We start from the raw sequence: 22670 nt of genomic DNA, 5'->3' as shown, positions 1-22670 counted from the left end.
TCGTCCATGCTGATGACCGTGCGGAGTTCGTGACACGTCCGAAACAACCCGTCACGAAACGGAAACCCGCACGGGACCCAAAGTGAAACAGCCGGCCGCGAAGCTTCCGCGCAACCGGCCTACGGGCGACGCTGCCCCGGAAAGCCGCGAAGGAGGACTTCACCTTTAGGAGGCCAGCGTGCCTGAAGCACCGACGATCGACGGCGCCAATACCACGTGGCTGCTGGTTTCGACCGCGCTCGTGCTGCTCATGACCCCCGGACTGGCGCTGTTCTACGGCGGCCTCAACCGGGCCAAGGGCGTACTCAACATGATGATGATGAGCTTCTCGGCTATCGGGCTCATCTCTATTCTGTGGTGGTTCTACGGATTCAGCGTCGCCTTCGGGACCGACGTGAACGGCTTCTGGGGCGACCCGGGCGCGTACCTCGGCACCAAGACCTTCCTCGCCGAAACCGACCTGTGGGGTGCCACGGCGGAGAACCCCAGCGGCATCGGCGTCCCGCTCTACGTGTTCATGGCCTTCCAGATGGTCTTCGCGGTGATCACCGTCGCGCTGATCAGCGGTGCCATCGCCGACCGGGCCAAGTTCGCCGGCTGGCTGCTGTTCGCCTTCGGCTGGGCCACCCTGGTCTACTTCCCGGTCGCCCACTGGGTGTGGGGCGGCGGCATCATCGGCGGTGACATCCACGCACTGGACTTCGCCGGTGGCACCGCTGTGCACATCAACGCCGGTGCGGCGGCCCTGGCCGTGGTCCTGGTCCTCGGTAAGCGGCTCGGTTGGCCGCGTGAGGGCATGAAGCCGCACAACATCCCGCTTGTCGCGCTCGGTGCTGGTCTGCTGTGGTTCGGCTGGTTCGGGTTCAACGCCGGCTCGGAGCTGACAGTCGACTCGGTCGCCGGACTCGCCTTCATCAACACCCAGCTCGCCACGGCGGCGGCGGTGCTCGGCTGGATCGCTGTCGAGTGGGTCAAGACCCGGAAGCCGACGATGGTCGGTGCCTCGTCCGGCGCCGTCGCCGGCCTGGTCGCCATCACCCCGGCCTGTGGCTTCATCGCACCGTGGGCGTCAGTGCTGCTCGGCATCGTCGCCGGCGCGGTGTGCGCGCTCGCCGTCAGCCTCAAGTACAAGCTCGGCTACGACGACTCGCTCGACGTGGTCGGCGTGCACTTCGTCGGTGGTTGGATCGGGTCGCTCTGGCTCGGCCTCTTCGCCACCAATTCGGTGAACGCCGCGATCACCGACGTGGTGGGCGCCTCCGACGGCCTCTTCTACGGTGGCGGCGCGACCCAGCTCGGGCGGCAGGCCCTCGCCGGCCTGATCGTCACCGCCTGGTCGTTCGGCATCGCCTGGGTGCTCGCCTTCGTCATCGAGAAGACGATCGGCTTCCGCGTCACTGGTGAGGCGGAGGTCGAGGGTATCGACATCGCCGAGCACGCCGAGAGCAGCTACGACCTGTCCCCGGCCGGCGGCGGCACGGGCAGCGCGTTCGCGATGGCCGGCATCGGCACCCCCGGTGGCGGCACGACGAGTGGTGCCAAGCCGGAGGCGGAGCCCGCCGAGCCGGTCAGCGAAAAGGTCGCCGGTTAACGTTCCTGGGATGGAGGGGTTGGACATGAAGCTGGTGACCGCAGTCATCAAGCCGTACCAACTGGACGCGGTGAAGGAGGCCCTGCACGCCCTCGGGGTGGCCGGGCTGACCGTCAGCGAGGTTCAGGGGTACGGGCGGCAGAAGGGGCACACCGAGGTCTACCGGGGTGCCGAGTACACGGTCGAGTTCCTGCCCAAGATCCGGGTCGAGGTGCTCACCGACGAGATCGACGTCGACAAGGTGGTGGACGCCATCGTCGGAGCGGCCCGCACGGGCAAGATCGGTGACGGCAAGGTCTGGGTCACCGGTGTCGAAGAGGTCGTCCGGGTACGTACCGGCGAACGCGGCCTCGACGCACTCTGACGCGGGCCACTACCGACATGACCTCGTTGATCAAGAAGAACGCGTCAGGACCCGCCGATGACGGCGACGCGAACCTCTTGATCAACGAGGTCGTCGGCGTTCCCGGGGGAATCGGGGAAGCAGCTCGGCGGGGACGGGCCGCGGCCTACGACTCGTTCCTGCGTGGGTTGCTGCCGGCGCGGGACGGGGTGGCACTGCTGGCCGTCGGAGGGCTGGGTCGGCGGCAGTGTGCTCCGTACAGCGACCTCGACCTGGTGCTGCTGCACGCAGGGGTGCCCGGCACCGACGAGTTGGCCGCCTCGGTCTGGTACCCGATCTGGGACGCGGGCCTGCGGCTCGACCATTCCGTACGCACCGTCGCCGAGGCGCTCTCGGTGGCCCAGGACGACGTCAAGGTCGCCCTCGGGCTGCTCGACGCCCGGTTGATCGTGGGGGACCAGGCGCTGGCCGACGCGCTGATCCGCACCGCCGCCGATCATTGGCGGCGCACCGCCGTCCGGCACCTGCCCGGCCTGCGTGAGGTCACCGAAGCTCGTTGGCAGGCCCACGGTGAACTGGCGTTCCTGCTGGAGGGCGACCTCAAGGAGGCCGCCGGTGGTCTGCGCGACGTGGGGCTGCTGCGGGCGATCTCCGCCGCCGGCATCACCGACGCGCTGCGTCCCGCCGTACGCGCCGCTCACCTGCGCCTGTTGGACACCCGCGACGCGCTGCACCAGCAGGTCGGCCGACGGGTCGACCGGCTGGTCGCCCAGGAGCGCGACGGAGTGGCCAACCTGCTCGGCCTGCGCCAACCCCAGTCCGGCGCGTCTGACGCCGCGCGGCGCCCGGGAGCCGTCGTGGAAGACGGCGACGCGCTGCTGCGTCGGGTTGCCGGTGACGCCCGCACGGTCAGCCACGCCCTGGACGACGCCTTCCGGGCCGCCGACCGGCTGCGCTCCGGCCGCTCCCGCGGCGGCACCGGCCGCCCGGCCCGCCGCCCGGTCGCCCGCGACGTGGTCGAACACGACGGCGAGTTGGTGCTCGCCCGCACGGCGATCGGGGCGCGCCCCGACCCGAGCCTCTCGCTGCGGGTGGCCGCCGCGTCGGCCACTACCCGAATCCCCATCGCGCGGGCCACCTGCGAGTGGCTGGCGGCGTACTGCCCGCCCCTGCCGGCCCCCTGGCCGGCCGAGGCCCGGGCCGCGCTGATCACCCTGCTGGGCGCCGGTCCCGGCCTGGTGCCGGCCTGGGAGACCTGCGACCGGTACGGGCTGGTCGACGGCTGGCTGCCCGAGTGGACCCGGCTGCGCAGCCTGCCCCAGCACAACCCGGTGCACCGCTTCACCCTCGACCGGCACCTCGTGCAGACCGCGCACGAGGCCAGCCGGCACGCCCGCGAGGTGGAGCGCCCCGACCTGCTGCTCCTCGGCGCTCTCCTGCACGACATCGGCAAGGGCCTCCCTGGTGACCACAGCACCGTCGGTGTGCCGGTTGCCCAGGCGGTGGCCACCAGGATCGGTCTGCCCACCGCGGAGGTCGAGCTGATCGGCAAGCTGGTCCGGCTGCACCTGCTGCTGCCCGACGTGGCCACCCGCCGGGACCTGAGCGACCCGGTCACCATCGCCTCGGTGGCCGAGGCGGTCGGCGATACCGGCACCCTCGACGTGCTGCACGCGTTGGTCCGCGCCGACGCGGCGGCGACCGGCCCGGCGGCCTGGTCCGACTGGAAGGGCCGACTCGTCGCCGAACTGGTCGCCCGGGTTCGCACCGCGCTGGACACCGGCGTACTCCCCGAGCCACCCGCCCCGGACCCGGAGTTGCTGGCCGGGCCACTGCCGGTCGTCCACCTGACCGGCGACCGGGTGTCGGTCGCGGCGGCGGACCGGCGAGGTCTGCTCGCCACGGTGGCCGGCTGCCTGGCGCTGCACCGGCTGGAGGTGATCTCCGCGGACGCCTCCGCCGTCGACGGCCGGGCCCTGGTCGAGTGCCGGGTGCAACCCCGCTACGGACTTCCGCCGGACCCGGTCCCCCTCCGCGCCGACCTGCGCCGGGCGGTCGCCGGCGACGTGTCGGTCACCCAACGGCTGCGCGGCCGTGCGCTCGCCAGCCGTGGCGCAGGCGCGGCGCCACGAGTGGTCTGGCACCGCGAGGCGGCCACCGACGCTGTACTGCTGGAACTGCGCGCCGCCGACGCCGCCGGGCTGCTCTACCGGGTCGCCTGCGCGCTCGACGAGGCCGGCGCCCTGGTTCGCGCGGCCCGCATCTCCACCCTCGGCGCCGACGTGGTCGACGCCTTCTATCTGGTGGGCGGTTGGCCGGACGACGCCACCCGGGCCCGCCTAGAGACCGCCGTCCTAGCCGCCGTCTAACCCCCCCGCCCCGCCCCGCCCTCACCCGCGCCCCCGCCCTCCCGCGTCGATCTTGCACTTAGTGTCCCCGCATACCGCGCAAAAGCCGCACGGTGGCAACACAAAGTGCAAGATCGCGGGGGTGAGGGTGGGGTGGGGTACGTCCGGGGGCGTAGGGGCGGTGCCGCTCGTGGACGCACGTCGAGCGGCACCCGCGCGGGCAGAATGACGGCCATGCGACGAGGCGGACGGTGGCGGTGGCCGGAGGTGGCGGCGGATGCCGCGCTCGCCCTGGTGCTGCTCGGGTTCGGATTGCTCGCCACGGGTCTGGCCGGGGACAACCAGCCGGGGTCGAGGCCGGTGGACGCCGCCAGCCGGCTGCTGATCGCCGTCGCCGCGCTCGCCCTGCTGAGTCGGCGGCGAGCCCCGGTCGCCACCCTCGCCGTGGTCACCGTGGCCATCTCGACGTACCTGCTGATCGGCTACCCGTACGGGCCGATTCTGGTCACGTTCCTGGTCGCGGTCTACACAGTGGCCGTGTGGCTGCCGGTGCGACAGGCGGCGCTCGCCACCGGTGGCGCGTTCGTCCTGTTGTTGGCGCACGTCTTCTTCGGGCGGGGGCCCGCGCCGGGTTGGACGGGAGTGCTGCCCGCGGCGGCCTGGGTGGTCGTGCCGTTCGCGGTGGGGGTGGTGGTGCGGGTGAGCCGTGAGGCGACCGCGCGTACCCGTGCCGAAGAGGCCCGCAGCCGAGTTGAGCAGGCGCGACGGCAGGCCGACGAGGAGCGGCTGCGCATCGCGCAGGAGGTGCACGACGTGGTGGGGCACGGGTTGGCCGCGATCAGCATGCAGGCGGAGATCGCCCTGCACCTGCTGCCGAAGCGGCCGGAGCAGGCGGAGGTGGCCCTGACCGCGATCAGCCGGACCAGCCGCGAGGCGTTGGACGAGCTGCGGGTCACCCTGGGCGCGGTGCGGCGGGGCGCCGAGCGCGAGCCGGTACCCGGCCTGGCCCGGCTCCCCGCGCTGCGCGACCGGCTCGCCGGGGCGGGGCTCGCCGTCGAGGTGCGCGTGGTCGGGGACCCCCGGGAGGTGCCGGCCGCTGTCGACCTGGCCGCGTACCGGGTGGTGCAGGAGGCGTTGACCAACGTGCTGCGGCACGCGGGAGTGGCGAGCGCGGAGGTGACAGTGGACTACCGCGTCGACGAGGTGACCGTCGAGGTCACCGACCGGGGGGTGGGTGCGGACCGCGCCGGGACGGCTCCGGCCGACGACGAGGGTGGCCACGGTCTGGCCGGGATGCGCGAGCGGGTCGCGGCGCTCGGCGGGAGGTTGAGCACCGGGCCGCGCGCCGGGGGCGGGTTCCGGGTGTACGCCGGGCTGCCGGTGGAGCCGACGACGTGATCCGGGTGCTGATCGCCGACGACCAGGACCTGGTCCGGCTCGGGCTGCGTGCGCTGGTGGAGAGCGAGGACGACCTGACGCTGGCCGGAGAGGCGTCCGACGGGCTGCGGGCTGTCGAGTTGGCGCGTCGGGAACGGCCGGACGTGGTGCTGATGGACATCCGGATGCCCGGCATCGACGGCATCGAGGCGACCCGCCGTATCGTCGCCGACCCCGATCTGACCGGCACGCGGGTGGTGGTGCTCACCACCTTCGAGCTGGACGAGTACGTCTTCGACGCGCTGCGGCACGGTGCGAGCGGGTTCCTCACCAAGGACACCAGACCGGCTGAGCTGCTGCGCGCGATCCGGCTCGTCGCCGAGGGGGAGGCGCTGCTGTCGCCGTCGGTCACCCGCCGGGTGGTGCGGGAGTTCGCCACCCGGCCGTCCCGGGTGCTTCGTCCGCACCCCCGCCTGGACGCGCTGACCGATCGTGAGCGTCAGGTCGTCGGCCTGGTCGGTGAGGGCCTGAACAACGAGGAGATCGCCGCACAGCTCGTGGTCAGCCCGGCGACCGCGCGGACCCACGTCAGCCGGGCGATGGGCAAGCTGGGAGCCCGGGATCGGGCCCAGCTCGTCGTGTTCGCGTACCAGTCGGGGTTGGTGTCGGGGTGAGGCCCGGGCCGGGCGACAGCGGCCCTACGGCCGGGCGGTTACCCTAGCGGTGGCCGGACTCCGCAGTGCCGGCCGCGTTGTGCCCGCCGGAACACTGACAAACGGGATGTTCGCGTGTTTGACACCTTGAGTGACCGCCTGTCCGGGATCTTCACCAAGCTCCGCGGCAAGGGGCGGCTCACCGACGCCGACATCGACGCCACCGCGCGCGAGATCCGCCTCGCGCTGCTGGAGGCGGACGTCGCGCTGCCGGTGGTCAAGGGCTTCATCGCGGCCGTCAAGGAGCGGGCCCGCAGTTCCGAGGTCTCCCAGGCGCTGAACCCGGCCCAGCAGATCATCAAGATCGTCAACGAAGAGCTGATCAAGGTGCTCGGCGGCGAGGGTCGACGGCTCCAGTTCGCCAAGCAGCCGCCGACGGTGATCATGTTGGCCGGCCTCCAGGGTTCCGGTAAGACGACGCTCGCCGGCAAGCTGGCCCGCTGGCTCAAGGGGCAGGGACACCAGCCGCTGCTCGTCGCCGCCGACCTCCAGCGCCCCAACGCCGTCGGGCAGCTCCAGGTCCTCGGTGGTCGGGCCGGTGTCGAGGTGTACGCCCCGGAGCCCGGCAACGGCACCGGTGACCCGGTGCAGGTGGCCCGCGCGTCGATCGAGCACGCGAAGCGCGCCGCCCGCGACATCGTCATCGTCGACACCGCCGGCCGGCTCGGCATCGACGCCGAGATGATGCAGCAGGCCGCCGACATCCGCGACGCCGTCTCGCCGGACGAGGTCATCTTCGTCATCGACGCGATGGTCGGTCAGGACGCCGTCCGCACCGCCGAGGCGTTCCGCGACGGCGTGGGCATCACCGGTGTGGTGCTCTCCAAGCTCGACGGCGACGCCCGCGGTGGTGCCGCGCTGTCGGTCCGCGAGGTCACCGGGCAGCCGATCCTGTTCGCCTCCACCGGTGAGAAGCTGGAGGACTTCGATGTCTTCCACCCCGACCGGATGGCCAGCCGGATCCTCGGCATGGGCGACGTCCTCACTCTGATCGAGCAGGCCGAGCAGGCCTTCGACTCCGATCAGAAGGAGAAGATGACCGCCAAGCTGATGGGCGGTGAGCAGTTCACCCTTGACGACTTCCTCGACCAGCTCATCGCGGTGCGGCGGATGGGCCCGATCGCCAACGTGCTGGCCATGATGCCCGGCATGGGGCAGATGAAGGACCAGCTCGCCGAGCTGGACGACAGCCACTTCGACCGGGTCACCGCGATCATCCGGTCGATGACCCCGGGCGAGCGGACCAACCCGAAGATCATCAACGGTTCCCGCCGGGCGCGCATCGCCAACGGCTCCGGCGTCACCGTGATGGACGTCAACCAGCTGCTCAACCGCTTCGCCGACGCGCAGAAGATGATGAAGCAGATGGGCGGCATGATGGGCCTGCCCGGCGGTGGCCGCCGCAAGGCGACCAAGTCGCCGAAGAACAAGCGCAAGGGCGCCAAGGGTGGCGGTCGTCCGCGTACCGGCGCGGGCGCCGGGATGCCCGCCGGCTTCCCGGGTGGCATGCCGCAGCTCCCGCCGGGGATGGACCCGAACGACCTCGCCGGCGGCCAGGGTCTTCCGCCCGGCTTCAAGCTCCCGAAGATCGACTTCAACAAGCTCGGCAAGGGCGGCGACAAGGGCCCGCGCTGACGCGTGTCGGTGACGGCGGGCGACGTCATCCTTGCCAACCGTGAGTACGAACAGGTCGCCCACACCGGCGACCTGTTCGTCACCGAGCAGCCCTGGAAGGTCTCCGTGGACCTGCCGGAAGAACCACCTGCTCGCCCCCGAGGCGGAGTGATCGGGTAGGACTGTGCGCATGGTTCTTCATGTGCGCGGCGTGCTGCTCCCCGACGACGAGGTACGGGATCTCTGGCTGGTCGGCGACCGGGTGACCTTCACCCCGGTGCCCGGCGCGGAGACCGTCGTCGACCGTGGTTTTGTGCTGCCAGGGCTGGTCGACGCGCACTGCCACATCGGCATCGCCAGAGGTGGCGCCCCGATCACCTCGCTCGACCAGGCCCGCGCACTGGCCCACGTCGACCGGGACGCCGGGGTGCTGGCGATCCGGGACGCCGGCTCGCCGTACCCGTACCCCGAACTCGACGACGAGCCGGACCTGCCGCGACTGGCCCGCGCGGGCCAGCACGTCGCCCCGCCGAAGCGCTACCTGCGCGACATCGGCGTGGAGGTCGACGCGACCGAGGTGGCCGCCACTGTGGCCGCGCAGGCGCGGGCCGGCAACGGCTGGGTCAAGTTGGTCGGCGACTGGATCGACAGGGGCGTCGGTGACCTGGCGCCGGCCTGGGACGCGGACACCCTCACCGCCGCCGTGCGGGCGGCGCACGACGCCGGGGTACGCGCCGCGGTGCACACCTTCTCCGAGTCGGCCGTCGAGATCATGGTGCGGGCCGGGGTCGACTCGGTGGAACACGGCACCGGGCTCAGCCTCGACCTGGTCGACGAGATGGCCCGCCAGGGCACCGCACTGGTCCCCACGATGATCAACATCGCCACCTTCGGGGGCATCGCCGAGCAGGCGCGGAGCAAGTTCCCCGGGTACGCCGACCACATGCTCGCGCTGCGCGACGGCTTCCCCGAAGTGGTGCGCGCCGCGTACGAGGCTGGGGTGCCCATCTACGTGGGCACCGACGCCGGCGGCGGCATCGACCACGGGCTCGCCGCCGAGGAGATGCTTCTGCTGCACGAACAGGCCGGCATGGCACCCATCGACGTACTCGCCGCCGCCTCCTGGGGCGCCCGAGCGTGGCTCGGCTTCGCCGGCCTGGTCGAAGGCGGCCTCGCCGACCTGACCGTCTACCCCGAAGACCCCCGTAGTGACCTGCGCGTCGTCCGTGCCCCGTCCCGCACGATCCTGCGCGGACGCGTCATCCGCTGACCTCCGCAGGCCGCGCCGCCCCGCGCGCCGCGCCTCGCCCTGCGTCGCGCCCCTCGCCTCGCCTCGCCCCGCGCCTCGCCTCGCCCCGCGCCTCGCCTCGCCCCGCGCCCCGCCCCGCGCCCCGCCCCGCGTCGCGCCCCGCCCCGCGCCTCGCCCCTTGCCGCGTGCCGCCCTGCGTCCCGCCCGGCACGCCAAGATCGCGCTCGAACCAGGATGTAGTGGCCTCGATGTTTGGGGATGCCACTACATCCAGGATCGAGCGCGATCTTGGCGTGCGGCGAGATCAATGAGGAGGATCCCCGCAACATCCCGGATGTTGCTCCGATCTTGGTGCGGGGTGCGGGGTGCGGGGTGCGGGGTGCGGGGTGCGGGGTGCGGGGTGCGGGGTGCGGGGTGCGGGGTGCAGGGGCGCGGCGGCGCACGGCGGGGGTGCGGCGAACGCGCGGCGGGGGTGCGGCGGCGCACGGCGGGCGTGCGGCGAGCGCGCGGCGGGGGTGCGGGGGCACGGCGGGCGCACGACGGGGGCGCGGGCGGGTGTGCGGCTTCGGCCACTGGGCGGGCGGTGCGGGGTCAGGGGGCCGGGCGGGCGGCGGCGCTGAAGAGGTGTACGGCAAGGTCGGCGAGGGCCGTGGCGGTCTGCTCGATCGGCTCACGGGGGAGCACGATGTGGCTGACCACCAGGCGGACGATGGTGTCGGCGGCGAAGGCCAGCGCGTCGTGGTCCGCTCCGGGCAGGTGGTCGCCGGCCCAGTTGATCAGTGCGCCGGCCGCTTCGGTGAGCACCACCTCGGCCCGGGTGGTGAGGTACGGCAGCAACTCGTCCGAGCCGCCCCGGGCGCTGGTGAGGATCGCCTTGATCAGCGGGTTTTTCGCCGCCGTGGTGAGGGTGTGCGCGATAGCCGCGTACGCGCCGGCCCGTACGTCGGTGCCGTGGGCGAGCAGAGCGGCCCGGACGGCGCCGACGAACCTGTCCACCTCGGCGCGGGCGAGCGCCTCGGCCAGCCCGGCCTTGCTGCCGAACTCGTTGTAGACGGTCTGTCGGCTCACCCCGGCGGTGTTCGCGACGGCACCCATCCGGACGCCGTCCCATCCGGTCGCGACGGTCAGCGCGCGGGCGGCGTCGACGATGCCGGTCCGTAGCGGGGTGGGGTCCCTCTGCTCAATCATGGTGGTCGAAGTGTAGGCCGGCGTGTCGGCCGGACCGGCCGGTGATCGGGCGGGGTGCGCTGCCGGTGTCGGGCCCTCCGGCGCACCCGGCTCGCGGTCAGGTGTGCCAGATCGGGGGCCTCAGGTCGGTGCGCTCGTCGGAACGGCGCCGCCGAGCGCCGACGTTCGGGGGTGGGAGCCGCTCCGGCGTGCGGATCGCGGTAGGTAGTGACGGCAGAGGCCAACGATGCCGCGCCCGAGCGCACCGCCCTGACGAGCGGCGCATAGGATGTGCGGTCATGGCACGCGTGCTCACTCCCCGTGCGGAGGATTTTCCCCGCTGGTACCAGGACCTGATCGCCAAGGCGAAGCTGGCCGACAACGGCCCGGTTCGCGGCACCATGGTCATCCGACCGGCCGGCTACGCCATCTGGGAGCGTATGCAGGCTGAGATGGACGCTCGGATCAAGGCGGCGGGTGCGGAGAACGCGTACTTCCCGCTGTTCATCCCGGAGAGCTACCTCAAGCGCGAGGCGCAGCACGTCGAGGGCTTCTCGCCGGAGCTGGCGGTCGTCACCCACGGTGGTGGCAAGCCGCTGGCCGAGCCGGTGGTGGTGCGTCCGACCAGCGAGACGGTCATCGGCGAGTTCATGGCCAAGTGGATCGACTCGTACCGGGACCTGCCGCTGCTGCTCAACCAGTGGGCGAACGTGGTCCGGTGGGAGCTTCGTCCGCGGATCTTCCTGCGTACCAGCGAGTTCCTCTGGCAGGAGGGGCACACCGCGCACGCCACCCGTGAGGACGCCCGGGCGTACGCGCGGCGGATCCTGCACGAGGCGTACGAGGACCTGATGGTCAACGTGATCGGCATTCCGGTGGTGGTCGGCCTGAAGACGACGCGTGAGCGCTTCGCCGGGGCGACGGCCACGTACACCTGCGAAGGCATGATGGGCGACGGCAAGGCGTTGCAGCTGGGCACCAGCCACGAGCTGGGCCAGAACTTCGCCAAGGCGTTCGACATCAGCTACTCCTCCAAGGAGGGCGGTCGGGAGCACGCCTGGACCACCTCCTGGGGCACGTCCACCCGCATGCTCGGCGGCCTGATCATGGCGCACGGCGACGACAACGGTCTGCGCGTGCCGCCGAGGCTCGCGCCGATCCAGGCGTACGTCATGATCGTCAAGGACGGCGACGGCGTCGGCGAGGCGGCGGCCAAGCTGCGCGACGGCCTGCGCGACGCCGGTGTCCGGGTCGCGCTCGACGACCGGACCGATACCCCGTTCGGCCGCCGGGCCGTCGACGCCGAGCTGCGCGGCTATCCGGTACGCGTCGAGGTCGGCCCCCGTGACCTGGCCGTGGGCAACGCGACTGTGGTGCGTCGGACCGACGGTTCGAAGACCCCGACCCCGGTGGCGGACGTGGTCACCGCGGTGCTGGCCGCCCTGGAGACCGACCAGCAGGTGCTGCACGACCAGGCGCTGGCCAACCGCGAGTCGCGCACCGTGGAGGTGGCCACCCTGGCCGAGGCGATCGAGGCCGCCGCGACCGGCTGGGCGCGGGTGCCGTGGTCGGCGGTCGGCGTGGCGGGTGAGGCGGAGGCGAACGGTCAGGGCGTCACGGTGCGCTGCCTGCTGCGCGCCGACGGTTCGGTACCGGACTCGGAGGACGAGCCGGATCTGGTCGCCATCCTCGCCCGCGCCTACTGAGGTGTGGCCGGGTAACCCCGTCGACCGGTTCGAGCCGGGTCGGCTGATCATGCATCGGAATGTGCGGCACGGCCGGATCGGGTGGGTCCGGCCGGCCCGCGTGGTCAGCGACGACGATCGAGGTTTGCTGGTCTGGATCGCCCGGGACTCGCCGGTGGCCCACGAGGTGACCGAGGCCGGGCTGGGGATGCGGGCGATGCCGTTCGTCGAGTGGATCGCGTCGACGTACCGGTTGGCGGAGGGGCGCTGGAACGGCCCGCCGCTGTTGAAGTTCCTGCCCACCGGGGCGGCGCACTCCGTCTGGTGGTTCTCCGACGCCCAGGGTCGGTTCGCCCACTGGTACGTCAACCTGGAGGACCCCGGTGTCCGCTGGGACGACGGCCTGGTGGCCGGTGTCGACGTGGTGGACCAGGACCTGGACGTGGTGGTGTGGCCGGACCGCAGCTGGGAGTGGAAGGACGAGGGCGAGTTCGTCGAGCGGCTCGCCTTCGGCGCCGACTACTGGGTGACCGACGAGAAGGCGGTCCGCGCCGAGGGGGAGCGGGTGATCGCGCTCGCCGAGGCCGGCGAGTTCCCGTTCGATGGCACCTGGTGTGACTTCACACCCCCGCCAGAATGGGTCATACCGGACAAAATGCCACCGGGGTGGGACCGTCCGCCGGTGCGCTGAGCGGTATCCCAGGTCACCGACAACGCCGTGTACGGGTCCGATGCGGGAGATCGGCATCGGATCTGGCAGAATAGGTCGCTGGTATCCGGCGCGCGTCCGGCGCCCTCTAACCCGGGCACGTCGCCAGTCCACCGAGTAGTCTCCGGCCCAACCCCACTGTGCCGGTCGGCGCTCACCCATGCACACCGCCCGTTTGGGCCGGTGAGATCGCAACAGGAGCGAAACAACTGTGGCCGTAAAGATCCGGCTCCTGCGGATGGGCAAGATCCGCAACCCGCAGTACCGCATCGTCATCGCCGACTCGCGCACCAAGCGCGACGGCCGGGCGATCGAGTTCGTCGGGGTTTACCAGCCCAAGGAAGACCCCTCGATCATCGAGGTCAAGTCGGAGCGGGTCCAGTACTGGCTGTCCGTCGGCGCTCAGCCGAGCGAGGCGGTGCAGCGGCTGCTGGAGCTGACCGGTGACTGGCAGAAGTACAAGGGCCTGCCGGCCCCGCCGCCGCTCCTGGTCGCCCCCGAGCGGGCCGACCGCAAGGCGGCGTACGAGGCTGAGGCGAAGGCCGCCGCCGGGCTCGCCCCGGAGACCCCGGCCAAGCCGGCCAAGAAGGCCGCCAAGGCCGCCGAGGCTCCGAAGACCGAGGCGCCGGCCGCCGAGGCTCCGAAGACCGAGGCGCCGGCCGCTGCCGACGCCGGTGAGCAGGCCTGACATGCCACTGCGTCCGGCGTTGGAGCACCTGGTCAAGGGCATCGTCGACCACCCGGACGACGTCCGGGTGCGGCTGGTCGATTCCCGTCGGGGCAAGCGGCTCGAAGTCCGCGTGCACCCCGAGGACCTCGGCACTGTGATCGGGCGGTCCGGCCGGACCGCCAAGGCGCTGCGCCAGGTGATCGGCTCCATCGGCGGGCGCGGGGTTCGCGTCGACATCGTCGACTCGTACTGATGCAGCTCGTCGTCGGCAGGATCGGCAAGCCGCACGGTGTCCGTGGTGAGGTCACCGTCGAAGTGCGGACCGACGAGCCCGAGGCACGGTTCGCCCCCGGTGCAGTGCTGCGCACTGAGCCGGGGGCGACACCCCCGCCAGCCAGCGATGAGCCCGGGGTGCCGTTCCGGGTTCCCGCGGAGCTGACCATCGAGGAATCCCGCTTCCACCAGGGTCGGGTGCTGATCGCGTTCGAGGGCATCCCGGACCGCAACACCGCTGAGGCGTTGCGCGGGACCCTGCTCGTGGTGGACAGCGCCGACGTGACCCCACCGGACGACCCGGAGGAGTTCCACGACCATCAGCTGGTCGGACTGGCCGTGGTGACCCCGGCCGGCGAACGCCTGGGCGAGGTCGCCCGCATCGACCACGCGCCCTCGTCCGACCTGCTGGTGCTGCGGCGCCCCGAGGGGCGTACCGCGTTGATCCCGTTCGTCCGGGCGATCGTTCCGGAGGTCGACCTGGCCGGTGGACGTGTGATCGTCGACCCGCCAGCCGGACTGCTCGACCTTTAGGACCAGCCCGCATGCGCGTCGACGTCGTGTCGATCTTTCCGGAGTACTTCGCCCCGCTCGACCTGTCGCTGATCGGACGGGCGCGGGCCAACGGCGTACTCCAGCTCGCCGTGCACGACCTGCGGACCTGGACCCACGACGTGCACCGCACTGTCGACGACACCCCCTACGGTGGCGGGCCGGGAATGGTGATGCGCCCCGAGCCGTGGGGTGAGGCACTGGACGCCCTCGCGCCGGTCGACGCCCCGCCGCCAAGGCTGCTGGTGCCGTCGCCGGCCGGTGCCCCCTTCACCCAGGCCATGGCGTACGAGTTGGCGGCCGAGTCGCATCTGCTCTTCGCCTGCGGCCGCTACGAGGGGATCGACCAGCGGGTCCTGGCGCACGCCGCCACCCGGATGCCGGTCACCGAGGTGTCGCTCGGTGACTACGTGCTCTTCGGCGGCGAGGTCGCGGTCCTGGTGATGCTGGAGGCGGTCACCCGGCTGCTGCCCGGGGTGCTGGGCAACGCGGGCTCGCTGGACGAGGAGTCGCACGCGCACGGGCTGCTGGAGGCGCCGATCTACACCAAGCCGCCGAGTTGGCGTGGGCACGACGTGCCGGAGGTGCTCCGCTCCGGTGACCACGGCAAGATCGCCCGCTGGCGGCGCGAGGAGGGCCTGCTGCGAACTGCCGCCCGCCGGCCGGACCTGCTGGCCGCGCTGCCTGCCGATCGGCTCGACAAACGGGACATCGCGGCCCTGGACCAGGCCGGATTTCAACCTCCACCGGGAGATGTGGCAAAGTAGGGGGGTTGCCGCATCCGTCCGCGCCCGCGGTCGGCTGCGAGGATCCCCGACCGGGGTCGGTCCGCCGATCACCACCCGGGAATCAGAATCACCCACCCGCGCACCGAGTGACGGTGCGCCGTGAGCCTTACGAGGACGCAGCGATGAACATCCTGGACGCCCTTGACGCCCAGTCGAAGCGGACCGACCTTCCCGACTTCCGGGCCGGTGACACCGTCAAGGTGCACGCCCGCGTCGTCGAGGGCAACCGGTCCCGTGTCCAGATCTTCCAGGGCGTCGTGATCCGCCGCCAGGGTGACGGTCTGCGCGAGACCTTCTCGGTCCGCAAGGTCAGCTTCGGTGTCGGCGTCGAGCGGACCTACCCGCTCAACGGCCCGGGCATCGACCGGATCGAGGTCGTGACCCGCGGTGACGTGCGTCGCGCCAAGCTCTACTACCTGCGCGAGCTGCGCGGCAAGAAGGCCAAGATCAAGGAGAAGCGGGAGAAGCAGCCCAGCTGACTTCCCGCTCGCCACGCCGCCCGAGCTGCGCGTATGCCGTAACGACCAGAGCGCACTACCCTGGTCGGTACGGGCGCAGCGAGGCGGCGGGCCCGCCCAGGTGGCGGGCAGTTGTCCACTACCGCCCGTGGAGCCTCGACGAGGCTCCCGGGCGGTGGTGTTTTCTGCGGACCGGGGAGTGGCGTGGTGCAGACGCTTGACGAGGACGGCACCGTCGATCCGTGGCGCCGACGGGCTCGCCGCACCCGCCGGCAGATGCCTCTCTGGCAGGAGCTGCCGCTGCTGCTGGTGGTCGCTTTCTGCCTCGCGGTGCTGATCCGCACCTTCCTGCTCCAGGCGTTCTTCATTCCGTCCGGCTCGATGGAGGACACCCTCCTCGTCGGTGACCGGGTGCTGGTCAACAAGGTCGTCTACGACGTTCGTGACCCGCTGCGCGGCGAGGTGGTGGTCTTCCGGGGCACCGACCGCTGGGCGCCACAGGTCGACGAGCAGCCGAAGCCCGGTGTCGGCGGCCGGCTCGCCCGCACCGTCGGCGACCTGGTCGGGGTGAGCCGCCCCGGTGAGAAGGACTTCATCAAGCGGGTGATCGGTCTCCCCGGTGACCGGGTCAGGTGCTGCGACAGCCAGGGCCGGGTGACAGTCAACGGCATCCCGCTCAACGAGTCGTACGTCCTGCGGGACTCACCCCTGGACCTGCCACCCAACCCGGCGGAGTGTCGCTCCCGGCGCTTCGACGAGATCGTCGTGCCACCCGGTCAGATCTTCGTGATGGGTGACCACCGTGAGGTCTCCCAGGATGCGCGTTGCCAGGGGCCGGTGCCGATCGACAACGTGGTCGGCCGGGCCTTCATGGTGGTCTGGCCGTCGTCGCGGTGGAGCGCGCTGTCGGTGCCGTCCACGTTCGAGGATGTCTCCGGGCCGGCCACGGCGTCCCCCGGTGCGACTCCGGCGCGACCGACTCCGCAGGGCGGTGCGCTGCTGATGCTTCCGTTGGCAGTCGCACTACGCGGTTCCCGCGCGTTCCGGACGGTGCCGTCCAGCCGGGCAACGTAGGCTCCTTGGCGTGATTGACGAGCAGACCGACAAGCCGCGCAGTTCCTTCTGGAAGGAACTGCCGATCCTGCTGGGTGTGGCGATCCTGGTCGCGGTGCTGGTCCGCGCCTTCGTGCTGCAGACCTTCTTCATCCCCTCCCCGTCCATGGAAAACACTCTCAAGATCGATGACCGGGTGCTGGTCAACAAGCTGGTCTACGACTTCCGGTCACCGCACCGCGGCGAGGTGATCGTGTTCAAGGCACCGACCGCGTGGAGCGGTAACCCCGACGGTGAGGACTTCATCAAGCGGGTGATCGGCATCCCCGGCGACCACGTGGTCTGCTGCGACCCCGAGGAACGGCTGATGATCAACGGCAAGTCGCTGGACGAGCCGTACATCTTCTCCATGGACGGGATTCGCGACAAGCCCGCCGACCAGGAGTTCGACATCACCGTGCCGAAGGGCCGGCTGTGGGTGATGGGCGACCACCGCTCCGCCTCCGGCGACTCACTGGAGCACTGGCAGCAGTCCCAGCAGAACATCACCGAGGCCACCATCCCCGAGGACGACGTGGTCGGGCGGGCGTTCACCGTCTTCTGGCCGTTCAACCGGGCCACCTGGCTGACGGTGCCTGACGGCTTCGACGGCATTCCCAAGCCGTAGGCCGACGGGGCGTGGGCGATCGGCAGTCGGTCTGGCAGGCTGGTGCGGTGACCGTCTACACCCCTCGACGCGCGGCCCGCGTGCTGCTCGTCGACGCGGCCGGCCGGGTCCTGCTGTTCAAGGGCTTCGACCCGGCCCGACCCGGGCACCGCTACTGGTTCACCCCAGGCGGTGGGCTCGATCCGGGGGAGGCGCCGGCAGCGGGCGCCGCCCGTGAGTTGGCCGAGGAGACCGGTCTGCGACTCGACCCGGCCCAGTTGGGCGAGCCGGTCTGGTCCGACGCGACCGACTTCTCCTTCGACGGCATCTGGTACCGCCAGGAGCAGGATTTCTTCAGCTTCCGGGTGGACTCCTGGCAGGTGGACACCACGGGCTTCAACGACATCGAGCGACGCAGCATCGCCGACCACCGCTGGTGGGATCCAGGCGAGCTGGCGGCCAGCGGTGACCGGTTCTACCCGCCCGAACTGCCCGCCCTGCTGGCCCGGCTGGGGCTGTCGACCACCGCCGGCCACGGCGAGGCGTCGTGCTGACCCCGCCGCGCACCGTGGTGCGTCGCGAGGCCGGCCTGTACGCCCTGGAGCGGGCGTTGCAGCGGCGTGGCTTCCGGCACGTCGCCGGGGCCGACGAGGCGGGCCGCGGGGCGTGTGCCGGTCCGCTGGTCGCCGCCGCGGCGGTGCTGCCCGAGGGGCGGCGCGGCGAGATCGAAGGGCTGGCCGACTCGAAGCTGCTCACCCCGGCCAGCCGGGAACGCGTGTACGCGGAGGTCGTGGACACCGCACTCGCGTACGCCGTGGTGGTCATCCCGGCCGAGGAGGTCGACGCCCGGGGTCTGCACGTGTGCAACCTGGCCGCGATGCGCCGGGCGCTCGCCTCGCTCACCACCCGCCCGGAGTACGTGCTGACCGACGGGTTCGGCGTGGACGGCCTGGGTGTGCCCGGGTTGGCGGTGTGGAAGGGCGACCGGGTGGCCGCGTGTGTGGCGGCGGCCAGTGTGCTGGCCAAGGTCACCCGGGACCGCCTCATGGTGGAGTTGGACGGGGTGTTCCCGGCGTACGGCTTCGCCGAGCACAAGGGCTACATCACCCCGGAGCACTCGGCGGCGCTGCGGGAGCACGGGCCGTGCCGTGAGCACCGGTTCTCGTACGTCAATGTCGCCGCGGTCTCCGGCCGCGACGGCCGGCCGCCGCGCGCCCGACGGCCCGGCGGCCACGGCCCGGATGAGCCGATGGAGCGCTCGTGGGCGTCAGGGGGTACCGTCGGCGTGGCGTTGGGCGAGCAGCCTCGGCCTCCGACGCCGGTGGGGGAAGATGTGGCCATGGAAGGCGGAGTGCGATGAGCGCGGAAGATCTCGAGAAGTACGAGACCGAGATGGAGCTGCAGCTCTACCGGGAGTACCGCGACATTGTCCGCCAATTCTCCTACGTGGTGGAGACGGAGCGTCGGTTCTACCTGGCCAACCAGGTCGACCTTCACGTGCGTAACTCCGACGGCGAGGTCTACTTCGAGGTCGAGATGCACGACGCCTGGGTGTGGGACATGTACCGTCCTGCCCGCTTCGTGAAGAACGTCCGGGTGATGACGTTCAAGGACGTCAACGTCGAGGAGCTGGAGAAGCCCGACATCTCACTGCCCGCCGACTCCGGCTTCGGCGGCTGAGCGCACCCGAGCCGCCGGGCCGTGCCACGGGCCCCCCACCCGTGGCGTGACACCCGCCGCCGATCACTCGGCCGGCACCACCACCTCGACCCGCTGCACCATGTTGTTGGCGAAGCCGCCACGGTTCCACTGTTGCTCGACCGGCTGGGTCCGCCCGGACGCGTCGGTCGCCCGCGCGCCGAGCACGTACCGGCCGGGGGTGGCGACCCACTCGTGCCGCCAGCGCCGCCAGGCGAAGTCCCCCGCGTCCGCCGGGTCCAGCACGGCCGGCGCCCAGCTCTGCCCACCGTCGGTGGTCACCTCCACGGCGACCACCGGGGCGTGCCCCGACCACGCCCGACCATCCAGCGTGCACGGGCCCTGTCGCAGCACCCGACGGCGGGACATGAAGTCGGGGAACCCGGGTGGACGGACCAGCGCCCGTGGCTCGATCCGGGTGACCGGCACGCCCGGGTCGTCCGCGTCCCGGCGTAACCGGTAGGCCACCGCGTTCTGGTACCCCTCGAACGGCTCGGTCCGCAGCTCGATCGAGTGGACCCACTTCACGTGCGCCATGCCGTACCAGCCCGGCACGATCAGCCGCAGCGGCGCCCCGTGCTGCGGCAGCAGGGGAGCGCCGTTCATCTCGTACGCCAGCAGCACCTCCTCGCGCAGCGCGTCGGCGACCGGAAGCGCCCGCTGGTAGTCCTGCTCGATCCCGCGCTCCACACCGTGATCGGCGCCGGTGAAGACCACGTCCACCGCGTCCGGGCCGACGCCCGCCTCCCGCAGCAGCGGAGCGAGGGGGGTCCCGGTCCACTCCGCGTTGCCGACCGCCTCGACCAGCCAGGGCTGGCTGACCGGCCGGGGGTGCAGCAGGGCCCGGCCGTTGCCGGCGCACTCCAGCGTCACCTGCCGGGTGACGCGAGGCCGTTCGCGCAGGTCGGCGAGGGTGACCGTCAACGGACTGTCCACCGCACCTCCGACGGTCAACGTGTGCGTCGCCGGGTCGAGCTCCGGGATGTCGTAGTGGATCAGCAGGTAGTGCAGCCCGGCCGGGGTGACGTCGTAGCGCAGCGCCTCCAACGGGATGCCGTGGTTGCGGGCCGCGAGCTGCAACTCCTCGGCGCTGATCCTCTCGTCCGGCTCCGCGAGCCGGGACGGGCCGCTCACCTCGGTCACAGTGGGCCCGGTGGGGGACGACGTCCGGTCATCGAGAGTGGTCATGCGGCCTCCCCGGCACAGACGGCGGCACCCGCCGTACGCGGCCCAGCCTAGGCCCTGCGTGGCGACCCGAGAACGACACCGGAGCTACGGCCGCGCGGGGGTGGTGAGTCGGTACCGGTTCGGCCGAGTGATCATTGAGGGTTGTGATGATTGCGGATGAGGAATTCTGGCGGCTCGTCGCGGTGCTGGGCGGCCGGCCCGAGGCGCACGACGACGGGCCGTACGAGCGGTTGACCGCCGTGCTGGCGGAAGAGCCGGTGGAGCGGATCATCGGCTTCGCGGAGACGCTCGCGTTCACGCTCTACCAACTGGACCGTCGGATGCTCGCTCAGACCGTCCTGCCCGGCGGCGACCGTCTGTCCGATGACAGTTTCCTGTACGCCCGTTGCGCGGTGGTGGTGGCCGGACCAGCGGCGTTCGATGCCGTACTGGTCGATCCGGCGGCGTTCGCGCGCTTCACCACCGACGAGGCCGCCCACGCGGAATCGCTTCTTGACGTCCCGTCCAACGCCTACCAGAAAGCGACCGGGCAGGAGTGGGAGCACGTCGAGGAGTACGACTACGAGACCGGGTCCAACGAACAGTGGTGGTGACCTGGTCTGTCAGGTGTCGGCTCAGCGTCCGGGCATAGCAGATCATCGAGGGCGTCGGGTGGTCGTCCACAGCGCCTCCGGTTGTCCACAGCCTCGTCGGCCGGGCTGGCTGACGACCCAGCGTCGGCCTGAGGCTGCCGTCATGCGACAGCCATCCGCCCGTTCGATCCGCCGCACCGTGCTGCTCTGCGCCGCGCTCCCGCTGGCGCTGACCGTCCAGCTCTGCGGGCTGGCGGTGCTGGTAGCGGCGGTGCCCGGTCAACCACCGACCCCGACCGTGCCGGTAGCGGCCCTGGGGGAGCCGACCGTCGCCCCGCCGCCCGCCGGGCGGTTTCGCTGGCCGCTCGACGGGCCGCCCCGTCCGGTGCGCCGGTTCGACCCGCCGCCGCGACAGTGGCTGCCTGGCCATCGAGGCGTCGACCTGGCCGCTCCCGCTGGAGCGGTGGTGCGGAGTGCCGGGCCGGGCACCGTGCTCTTCGCCGGTCTGGTGGCCGGTCGACCGGTGGTCACCGTGGCGCACGCCGACGGGCTGCGGACCACCCACGAGCCGGTCCAACCCGGCGTACGCCCCGGCCAGCCGGTCACCGCCGGCGCGCCGCTGGGCGAGCTGCTGCCCGGGCATCCGGGGTGCCCGGCCGAGGCGTGCCTGCACTGGGGCCTGCGCCGGGGCGAGGAATACCTCGACCCGCTGGCCCTGCTCGGCCTCGGCCAGGTTCGGCTGCTCCCGGTCGGTCCGGTCGCGGTGTCCGCTCCCGGCCGTCCGGTCAGCGCTGGGCGAGCAGTGCCGGCAGCCGTGCGGCCAGCCGTTCGTACTCGTCGGTGGCGTTGTAGACCTGGCTGGTGAGCCGCAGCCACCCCCGGCCGTTCCAGCTCATCACCGCCACCTCGGCGGCGAGTCGCTCACCGATCCGCGCCTGCAACGCCCGCGCCGCGTCGATCGTGGTGCCCGTGCCGGCCGGCAGGGGGATGAGGCGCAGCGCCACCCCCGGCCCGCCGGGTTCCGGCAGGTCGGCGGGGGCCACCCCCAGGGCGTCCGCCACCACCCGCTGGCCGTACGCGGCGAGCGCGGCGTTGTGCGCCCGCACCCGGTCGACGCCCAGACTGCGCATCGTGAACAGGCCCGCCGGGGCGGCCAGCCAGGGCGTGTAGTCCAGCGTCGCCTGCCACTCGAGCCGGGCCGGGAAACCCGACTCCTGCTCCCACGACACCACCAGCGGCTCAATCCGGTCCCGCCACTGCGGCGCCACCGCCAGCAGGGCGGTCCCGCGCGGGGCGTACGCCCACTTGTGCAGATTGCCCACCCAGAAGTCCGCGCCGATGCTGGCCACCGCCGTGGGCAGCATGCCCGGGGCGTGCGCGGCGTCCACCAGGACCGGCACGCCGTGTTCGCGGGCCACCCCGACGACGGCGGCCACCGGGAAGAGCTTCGCGGTGGCCGAGGTGAGCTGGTCGACGACGAGCAACCGGGTCCGCCCGGGGCGCAGGCCGGCGCGGATGCTCTGCACGATCTGCTCATCGGTGGCAGCCAGGGGGATCGGCAGGACCCGGCTGACAGCGCCGGTGCGGCGGCACTCGCGCTGAATGGCCAGGCTCACCGCCCCGTACCCGTGGTCGGTGCTCAGCACCTCGTCGCCGGCCTTGAGGCCAACCGACTGGAGCACCACTGCGACGCCGGTGGTGGTGTTGCCCACCAGGGCGCTGCCGTCCGGGTCGGCGCCCAGGAACGCTGCGAGGTGCCGGCGGGTGTGCGCGATCCTGTCCACCAGCCCCTGGGTGAAGAAGCGCAGCGGGTTCGCCTCCATCTCGTCGCGCAGCCGCTGCTGGGCGCGCTGCACGCCGATCGGCACCGCGCCGAACGAGCCATGGTTGAGGTGGCTGACCGCCGGGTCCAGGGAGAAGAGCAGGCGGGCGCCCGGGATCGGCTCAGGAGGATTCGGGACGCTCACTTGATGATC

At 72.0% G+C, this 22670-nt stretch carries 25 protein-coding genes; 22 read left to right on the top strand and 3 right to left on the bottom strand.

Annotated features, from left to right (window positions below; genetic code table 11):
• Positions 1-178: 178 nt before the first annotated feature.
• The 8 genes from AB0B98_RS13300 to AB0B98_RS13265 all read left to right on the top strand — a co-directional run bounded on the left by AB0B98_RS13300 (position 179) and on the right by AB0B98_RS13265 (position 9256).
• Positions 179-1591, top strand: a complete 1413-nt coding sequence (locus tag AB0B98_RS13300; RefSeq protein ID WP_238671569.1) for an ammonium transporter — start codon at positions 179-181, stop codon at positions 1589-1591.
• Positions 1592-1616: 25 nt separating this feature from the next.
• A complete protein-coding gene (locus tag AB0B98_RS13295; protein WP_172862163.1) occupies positions 1617-1955 on the top strand; it encodes a P-II family nitrogen regulator in 339 nt (112 codons plus the stop codon).
• Between the two features lie 17 nt (positions 1956-1972).
• On the top strand, positions 1973-4303 hold the full coding sequence (locus AB0B98_RS13290; protein WP_357362707.1) for a [protein-PII] uridylyltransferase: 2331 nt from the start codon (positions 1973-1975) through the stop codon (positions 4301-4303).
• A gap of 213 nt (positions 4304-4516) precedes the next feature.
• A complete protein-coding gene (locus tag AB0B98_RS13285) occupies positions 4517-5680 on the top strand; it encodes a sensor histidine kinase (RefSeq protein WP_357362706.1) in 1164 nt (387 codons plus the stop codon).
• Positions 5677-6333 carry a response regulator transcription factor gene (locus AB0B98_RS13280; RefSeq protein WP_357362704.1) on the top strand — a complete coding sequence of 219 codons (657 nt, stop codon included), beginning with the start codon at positions 5677-5679 and terminating at the stop codon, positions 6331-6333. Before AB0B98_RS13285 ends, AB0B98_RS13280 begins: the two co-directional genes overlap by 4 nt.
• A 114-nt stretch (positions 6334-6447) precedes the next feature.
• A complete protein-coding gene (gene ffh, locus AB0B98_RS13275) occupies positions 6448-8007 on the top strand; it encodes a signal recognition particle protein (RefSeq protein WP_357362702.1) in 1560 nt (519 codons plus the stop codon).
• Positions 8008-8010: 3 nt separating this feature from the next.
• Positions 8011-8166, top strand: a complete 156-nt coding sequence (locus tag AB0B98_RS13270; RefSeq protein WP_357362700.1) for a hypothetical protein — start codon at positions 8011-8013, stop codon at positions 8164-8166.
• A gap of 10 nt (positions 8167-8176) precedes the next feature.
• Entirely contained in the window at positions 8177-9256 is a 1080-nt protein-coding gene (locus tag AB0B98_RS13265) for an amidohydrolase family protein (RefSeq protein WP_357362698.1), read from the top strand.
• Between the two features lie 570 nt (positions 9257-9826).
• Here the strand turns inward: AB0B98_RS13265 and AB0B98_RS13260 are convergent.
• Positions 9827-10423 (bottom strand): TetR family transcriptional regulator, encoded by a 597-nt coding sequence (locus tag AB0B98_RS13260; RefSeq protein ID WP_357362696.1) that lies wholly within the window; start codon positions 10421-10423, stop codon positions 9827-9829.
• A gap of 278 nt (positions 10424-10701) precedes the next feature.
• Here AB0B98_RS13260 and proS point away from each other — a divergent pair, with 278 nt between their 5' ends.
• The 12 genes from proS to AB0B98_RS13200 all read left to right on the top strand — a co-directional run bounded on the left by proS (position 10702) and on the right by AB0B98_RS13200 (position 18916).
• Positions 10702-12108, top strand: coding sequence for a proline--tRNA ligase (gene proS / locus AB0B98_RS13255; RefSeq protein WP_112588417.1), 1407 nt, complete (start codon positions 10702-10704; stop codon positions 12106-12108).
• A gap of 49 nt (positions 12109-12157) precedes the next feature.
• Complete coding sequence (locus AB0B98_RS13250; RefSeq protein WP_357362693.1) at positions 12158-12778, top strand: DUF402 domain-containing protein; 621 nt, start codon at positions 12158-12160, stop codon at positions 12776-12778.
• Between the two features lie 229 nt (positions 12779-13007).
• Positions 13008-13484 (top strand): 30S ribosomal protein S16, encoded by a 477-nt coding sequence (gene rpsP, locus AB0B98_RS13245; RefSeq protein WP_357362691.1) that lies wholly within the window; start codon positions 13008-13010, stop codon positions 13482-13484.
• The gene (locus tag AB0B98_RS13240) at positions 13459-13719 is read left to right on the top strand and encodes an RNA-binding protein (RefSeq protein ID WP_186718042.1); all 261 of its coding nucleotides are present in this window, start codon (positions 13459-13461) and stop codon (positions 13717-13719) included. The genes rpsP and AB0B98_RS13240 overlap by 26 nt, the downstream gene beginning before the upstream one ends.
• Entirely contained in the window at positions 13719-14273 is a 555-nt protein-coding gene (gene rimM, locus AB0B98_RS13235; RefSeq protein WP_357289497.1) for a ribosome maturation factor RimM, read from the top strand. The genes AB0B98_RS13240 and rimM overlap by 1 nt, the downstream gene beginning before the upstream one ends.
• A gap of 11 nt (positions 14274-14284) precedes the next feature.
• Positions 14285-15058 (top strand): tRNA (guanosine(37)-N1)-methyltransferase TrmD, encoded by a 774-nt coding sequence (trmD, locus tag AB0B98_RS13230; RefSeq protein ID WP_124817732.1) that lies wholly within the window; start codon positions 14285-14287, stop codon positions 15056-15058.
• A gap of 143 nt (positions 15059-15201) precedes the next feature.
• The gene (gene rplS / locus AB0B98_RS13225) at positions 15202-15558 is read left to right on the top strand and encodes a 50S ribosomal protein L19 (RefSeq protein ID WP_030335223.1); all 357 of its coding nucleotides are present in this window, start codon (positions 15202-15204) and stop codon (positions 15556-15558) included.
• A 183-nt stretch (positions 15559-15741) separates the two neighbouring features.
• On the top strand, positions 15742-16611 hold the full coding sequence (lepB, locus tag AB0B98_RS13220) for a signal peptidase I (protein ID WP_238671689.1): 870 nt from the start codon (positions 15742-15744) through the stop codon (positions 16609-16611).
• A 10-nt stretch (positions 16612-16621) separates the two neighbouring features.
• On the top strand, positions 16622-17257 hold the full coding sequence (gene lepB, locus AB0B98_RS13215) for a signal peptidase I (RefSeq protein ID WP_357362689.1): 636 nt from the start codon (positions 16622-16624) through the stop codon (positions 17255-17257).
• Between the two features lie 47 nt (positions 17258-17304).
• Positions 17305-17790 carry an NUDIX domain-containing protein gene (locus AB0B98_RS13210; protein WP_357362763.1) on the top strand — a complete coding sequence of 162 codons (486 nt, stop codon included), beginning with the start codon at positions 17305-17307 and terminating at the stop codon, positions 17788-17790.
• Entirely contained in the window at positions 17784-18596 is an 813-nt protein-coding gene (locus AB0B98_RS13205) for a ribonuclease HII (RefSeq protein WP_238671691.1), read from the top strand. The genes AB0B98_RS13210 and AB0B98_RS13205 overlap by 7 nt, the downstream gene beginning before the upstream one ends.
• Positions 18593-18916 (top strand): DUF2469 domain-containing protein, encoded by a 324-nt coding sequence (locus tag AB0B98_RS13200; RefSeq protein WP_007075222.1) that lies wholly within the window; start codon positions 18593-18595, stop codon positions 18914-18916. Before AB0B98_RS13205 ends, AB0B98_RS13200 begins: the two co-directional genes overlap by 4 nt.
• Positions 18917-18979: 63 nt before the next feature.
• On the opposite strand, the gene AB0B98_RS13195 is transcribed toward AB0B98_RS13200, so the two are convergent.
• Positions 18980-20122 carry a sulfite oxidase gene (locus AB0B98_RS13195; protein ID WP_357362687.1) on the bottom strand — a complete coding sequence of 381 codons (1143 nt, stop codon included), beginning with the start codon at positions 20120-20122 and terminating at the stop codon, positions 18980-18982.
• Between the two features lie 146 nt (positions 20123-20268).
• On the opposite strand from AB0B98_RS13195, the gene AB0B98_RS13190 reads away from it, so the two are divergent.
• Together AB0B98_RS13190 and AB0B98_RS13185 are read left to right on the top strand one after the other, a co-directional pair.
• Positions 20269-20715, top strand: a complete 447-nt coding sequence (locus tag AB0B98_RS13190) for a DUF4240 domain-containing protein (protein WP_357362761.1) — start codon at positions 20269-20271, stop codon at positions 20713-20715.
• Between the two features lie 142 nt (positions 20716-20857).
• Positions 20858-21559: a M23 family metallopeptidase gene (locus AB0B98_RS13185; protein WP_357362685.1), complete on the top strand. Its 702-nt coding sequence runs from the start codon at positions 20858-20860 to the stop codon at positions 21557-21559.
• On the opposite strand, the gene AB0B98_RS13180 is transcribed toward AB0B98_RS13185, so the two are convergent.
• Positions 21480-22661: an aminotransferase class V-fold PLP-dependent enzyme gene (locus AB0B98_RS13180; RefSeq protein WP_357362683.1), complete on the bottom strand. Its 1182-nt coding sequence runs from the start codon at positions 22659-22661 to the stop codon at positions 21480-21482. The genes AB0B98_RS13185 and AB0B98_RS13180 overlap by 80 nt on opposite strands.
• Positions 22662-22670: the final 9 nt, after the last annotated feature.

Source organism: Micromonospora sp. NPDC048947, from assembly GCF_040649495.1.
Taxonomy (GTDB): domain Bacteria; phylum Actinomycetota; class Actinomycetes; order Mycobacteriales; family Micromonosporaceae; genus Micromonospora; species Micromonospora alfalfae.
This window is presented reverse-complemented; position numbering and strand designations above follow the sequence as displayed.

Bases quoted from the DNA above. Each gene is read 5' to 3' on its own strand.
- AB0B98_RS13295 (WP_172862163.1), top strand. From the start codon at position 1,617: ATGAAGCTGGTGACCGCAGTCATCAAGCCGTACCAACTGGACGCGGTG.
- AB0B98_RS13290 (WP_357362707.1), top strand. From the start codon at position 1,973: ATGACCTCGTTGATCAAGAAGAACGCGTCAGGACCCGCCGATGACGGC.
- AB0B98_RS13285 (WP_357362706.1), top strand. From the start codon at position 4,517: ATGCGACGAGGCGGACGGTGGCGGTGGCCGGAGGTGGCGGCGGATGCC.
- AB0B98_RS13265 (WP_357362698.1), top strand. From the start codon at position 8,177: ATGGTTCTTCATGTGCGCGGCGTGCTGCTCCCCGACGACGAGGTACGG.
- AB0B98_RS13260 (WP_357362696.1), bottom strand. From the start codon at position 10,423: ATGATTGAGCAGAGGGACCCCACCCCGCTACGGACCGGCATCGTCGAC.
- proS (WP_112588417.1), top strand. From the start codon at position 10,702: ATGGCACGCGTGCTCACTCCCCGTGCGGAGGATTTTCCCCGCTGGTAC.
- AB0B98_RS13250 (WP_357362693.1), top strand. From the start codon at position 12,158: ATGCATCGGAATGTGCGGCACGGCCGGATCGGGTGGGTCCGGCCGGCC.
- rimM (WP_357289497.1), top strand. From the start codon at position 13,719: ATGCAGCTCGTCGTCGGCAGGATCGGCAAGCCGCACGGTGTCCGTGGT.
- trmD (WP_124817732.1), top strand. From the start codon at position 14,285: ATGCGCGTCGACGTCGTGTCGATCTTTCCGGAGTACTTCGCCCCGCTC.
- rplS (WP_030335223.1), top strand. From the start codon at position 15,202: ATGAACATCCTGGACGCCCTTGACGCCCAGTCGAAGCGGACCGACCTT.
- AB0B98_RS13200 (WP_007075222.1), top strand. From the start codon at position 18,593: ATGAGCGCGGAAGATCTCGAGAAGTACGAGACCGAGATGGAGCTGCAG.
- AB0B98_RS13195 (WP_357362687.1), bottom strand. From the start codon at position 20,122: ATGACCACTCTCGATGACCGGACGTCGTCCCCCACCGGGCCCACTGTG.
- AB0B98_RS13190 (WP_357362761.1), top strand. From the start codon at position 20,269: ATGATTGCGGATGAGGAATTCTGGCGGCTCGTCGCGGTGCTGGGCGGC.
- AB0B98_RS13185 (WP_357362685.1), top strand. From the start codon at position 20,858: ATGCGACAGCCATCCGCCCGTTCGATCCGCCGCACCGTGCTGCTCTGC.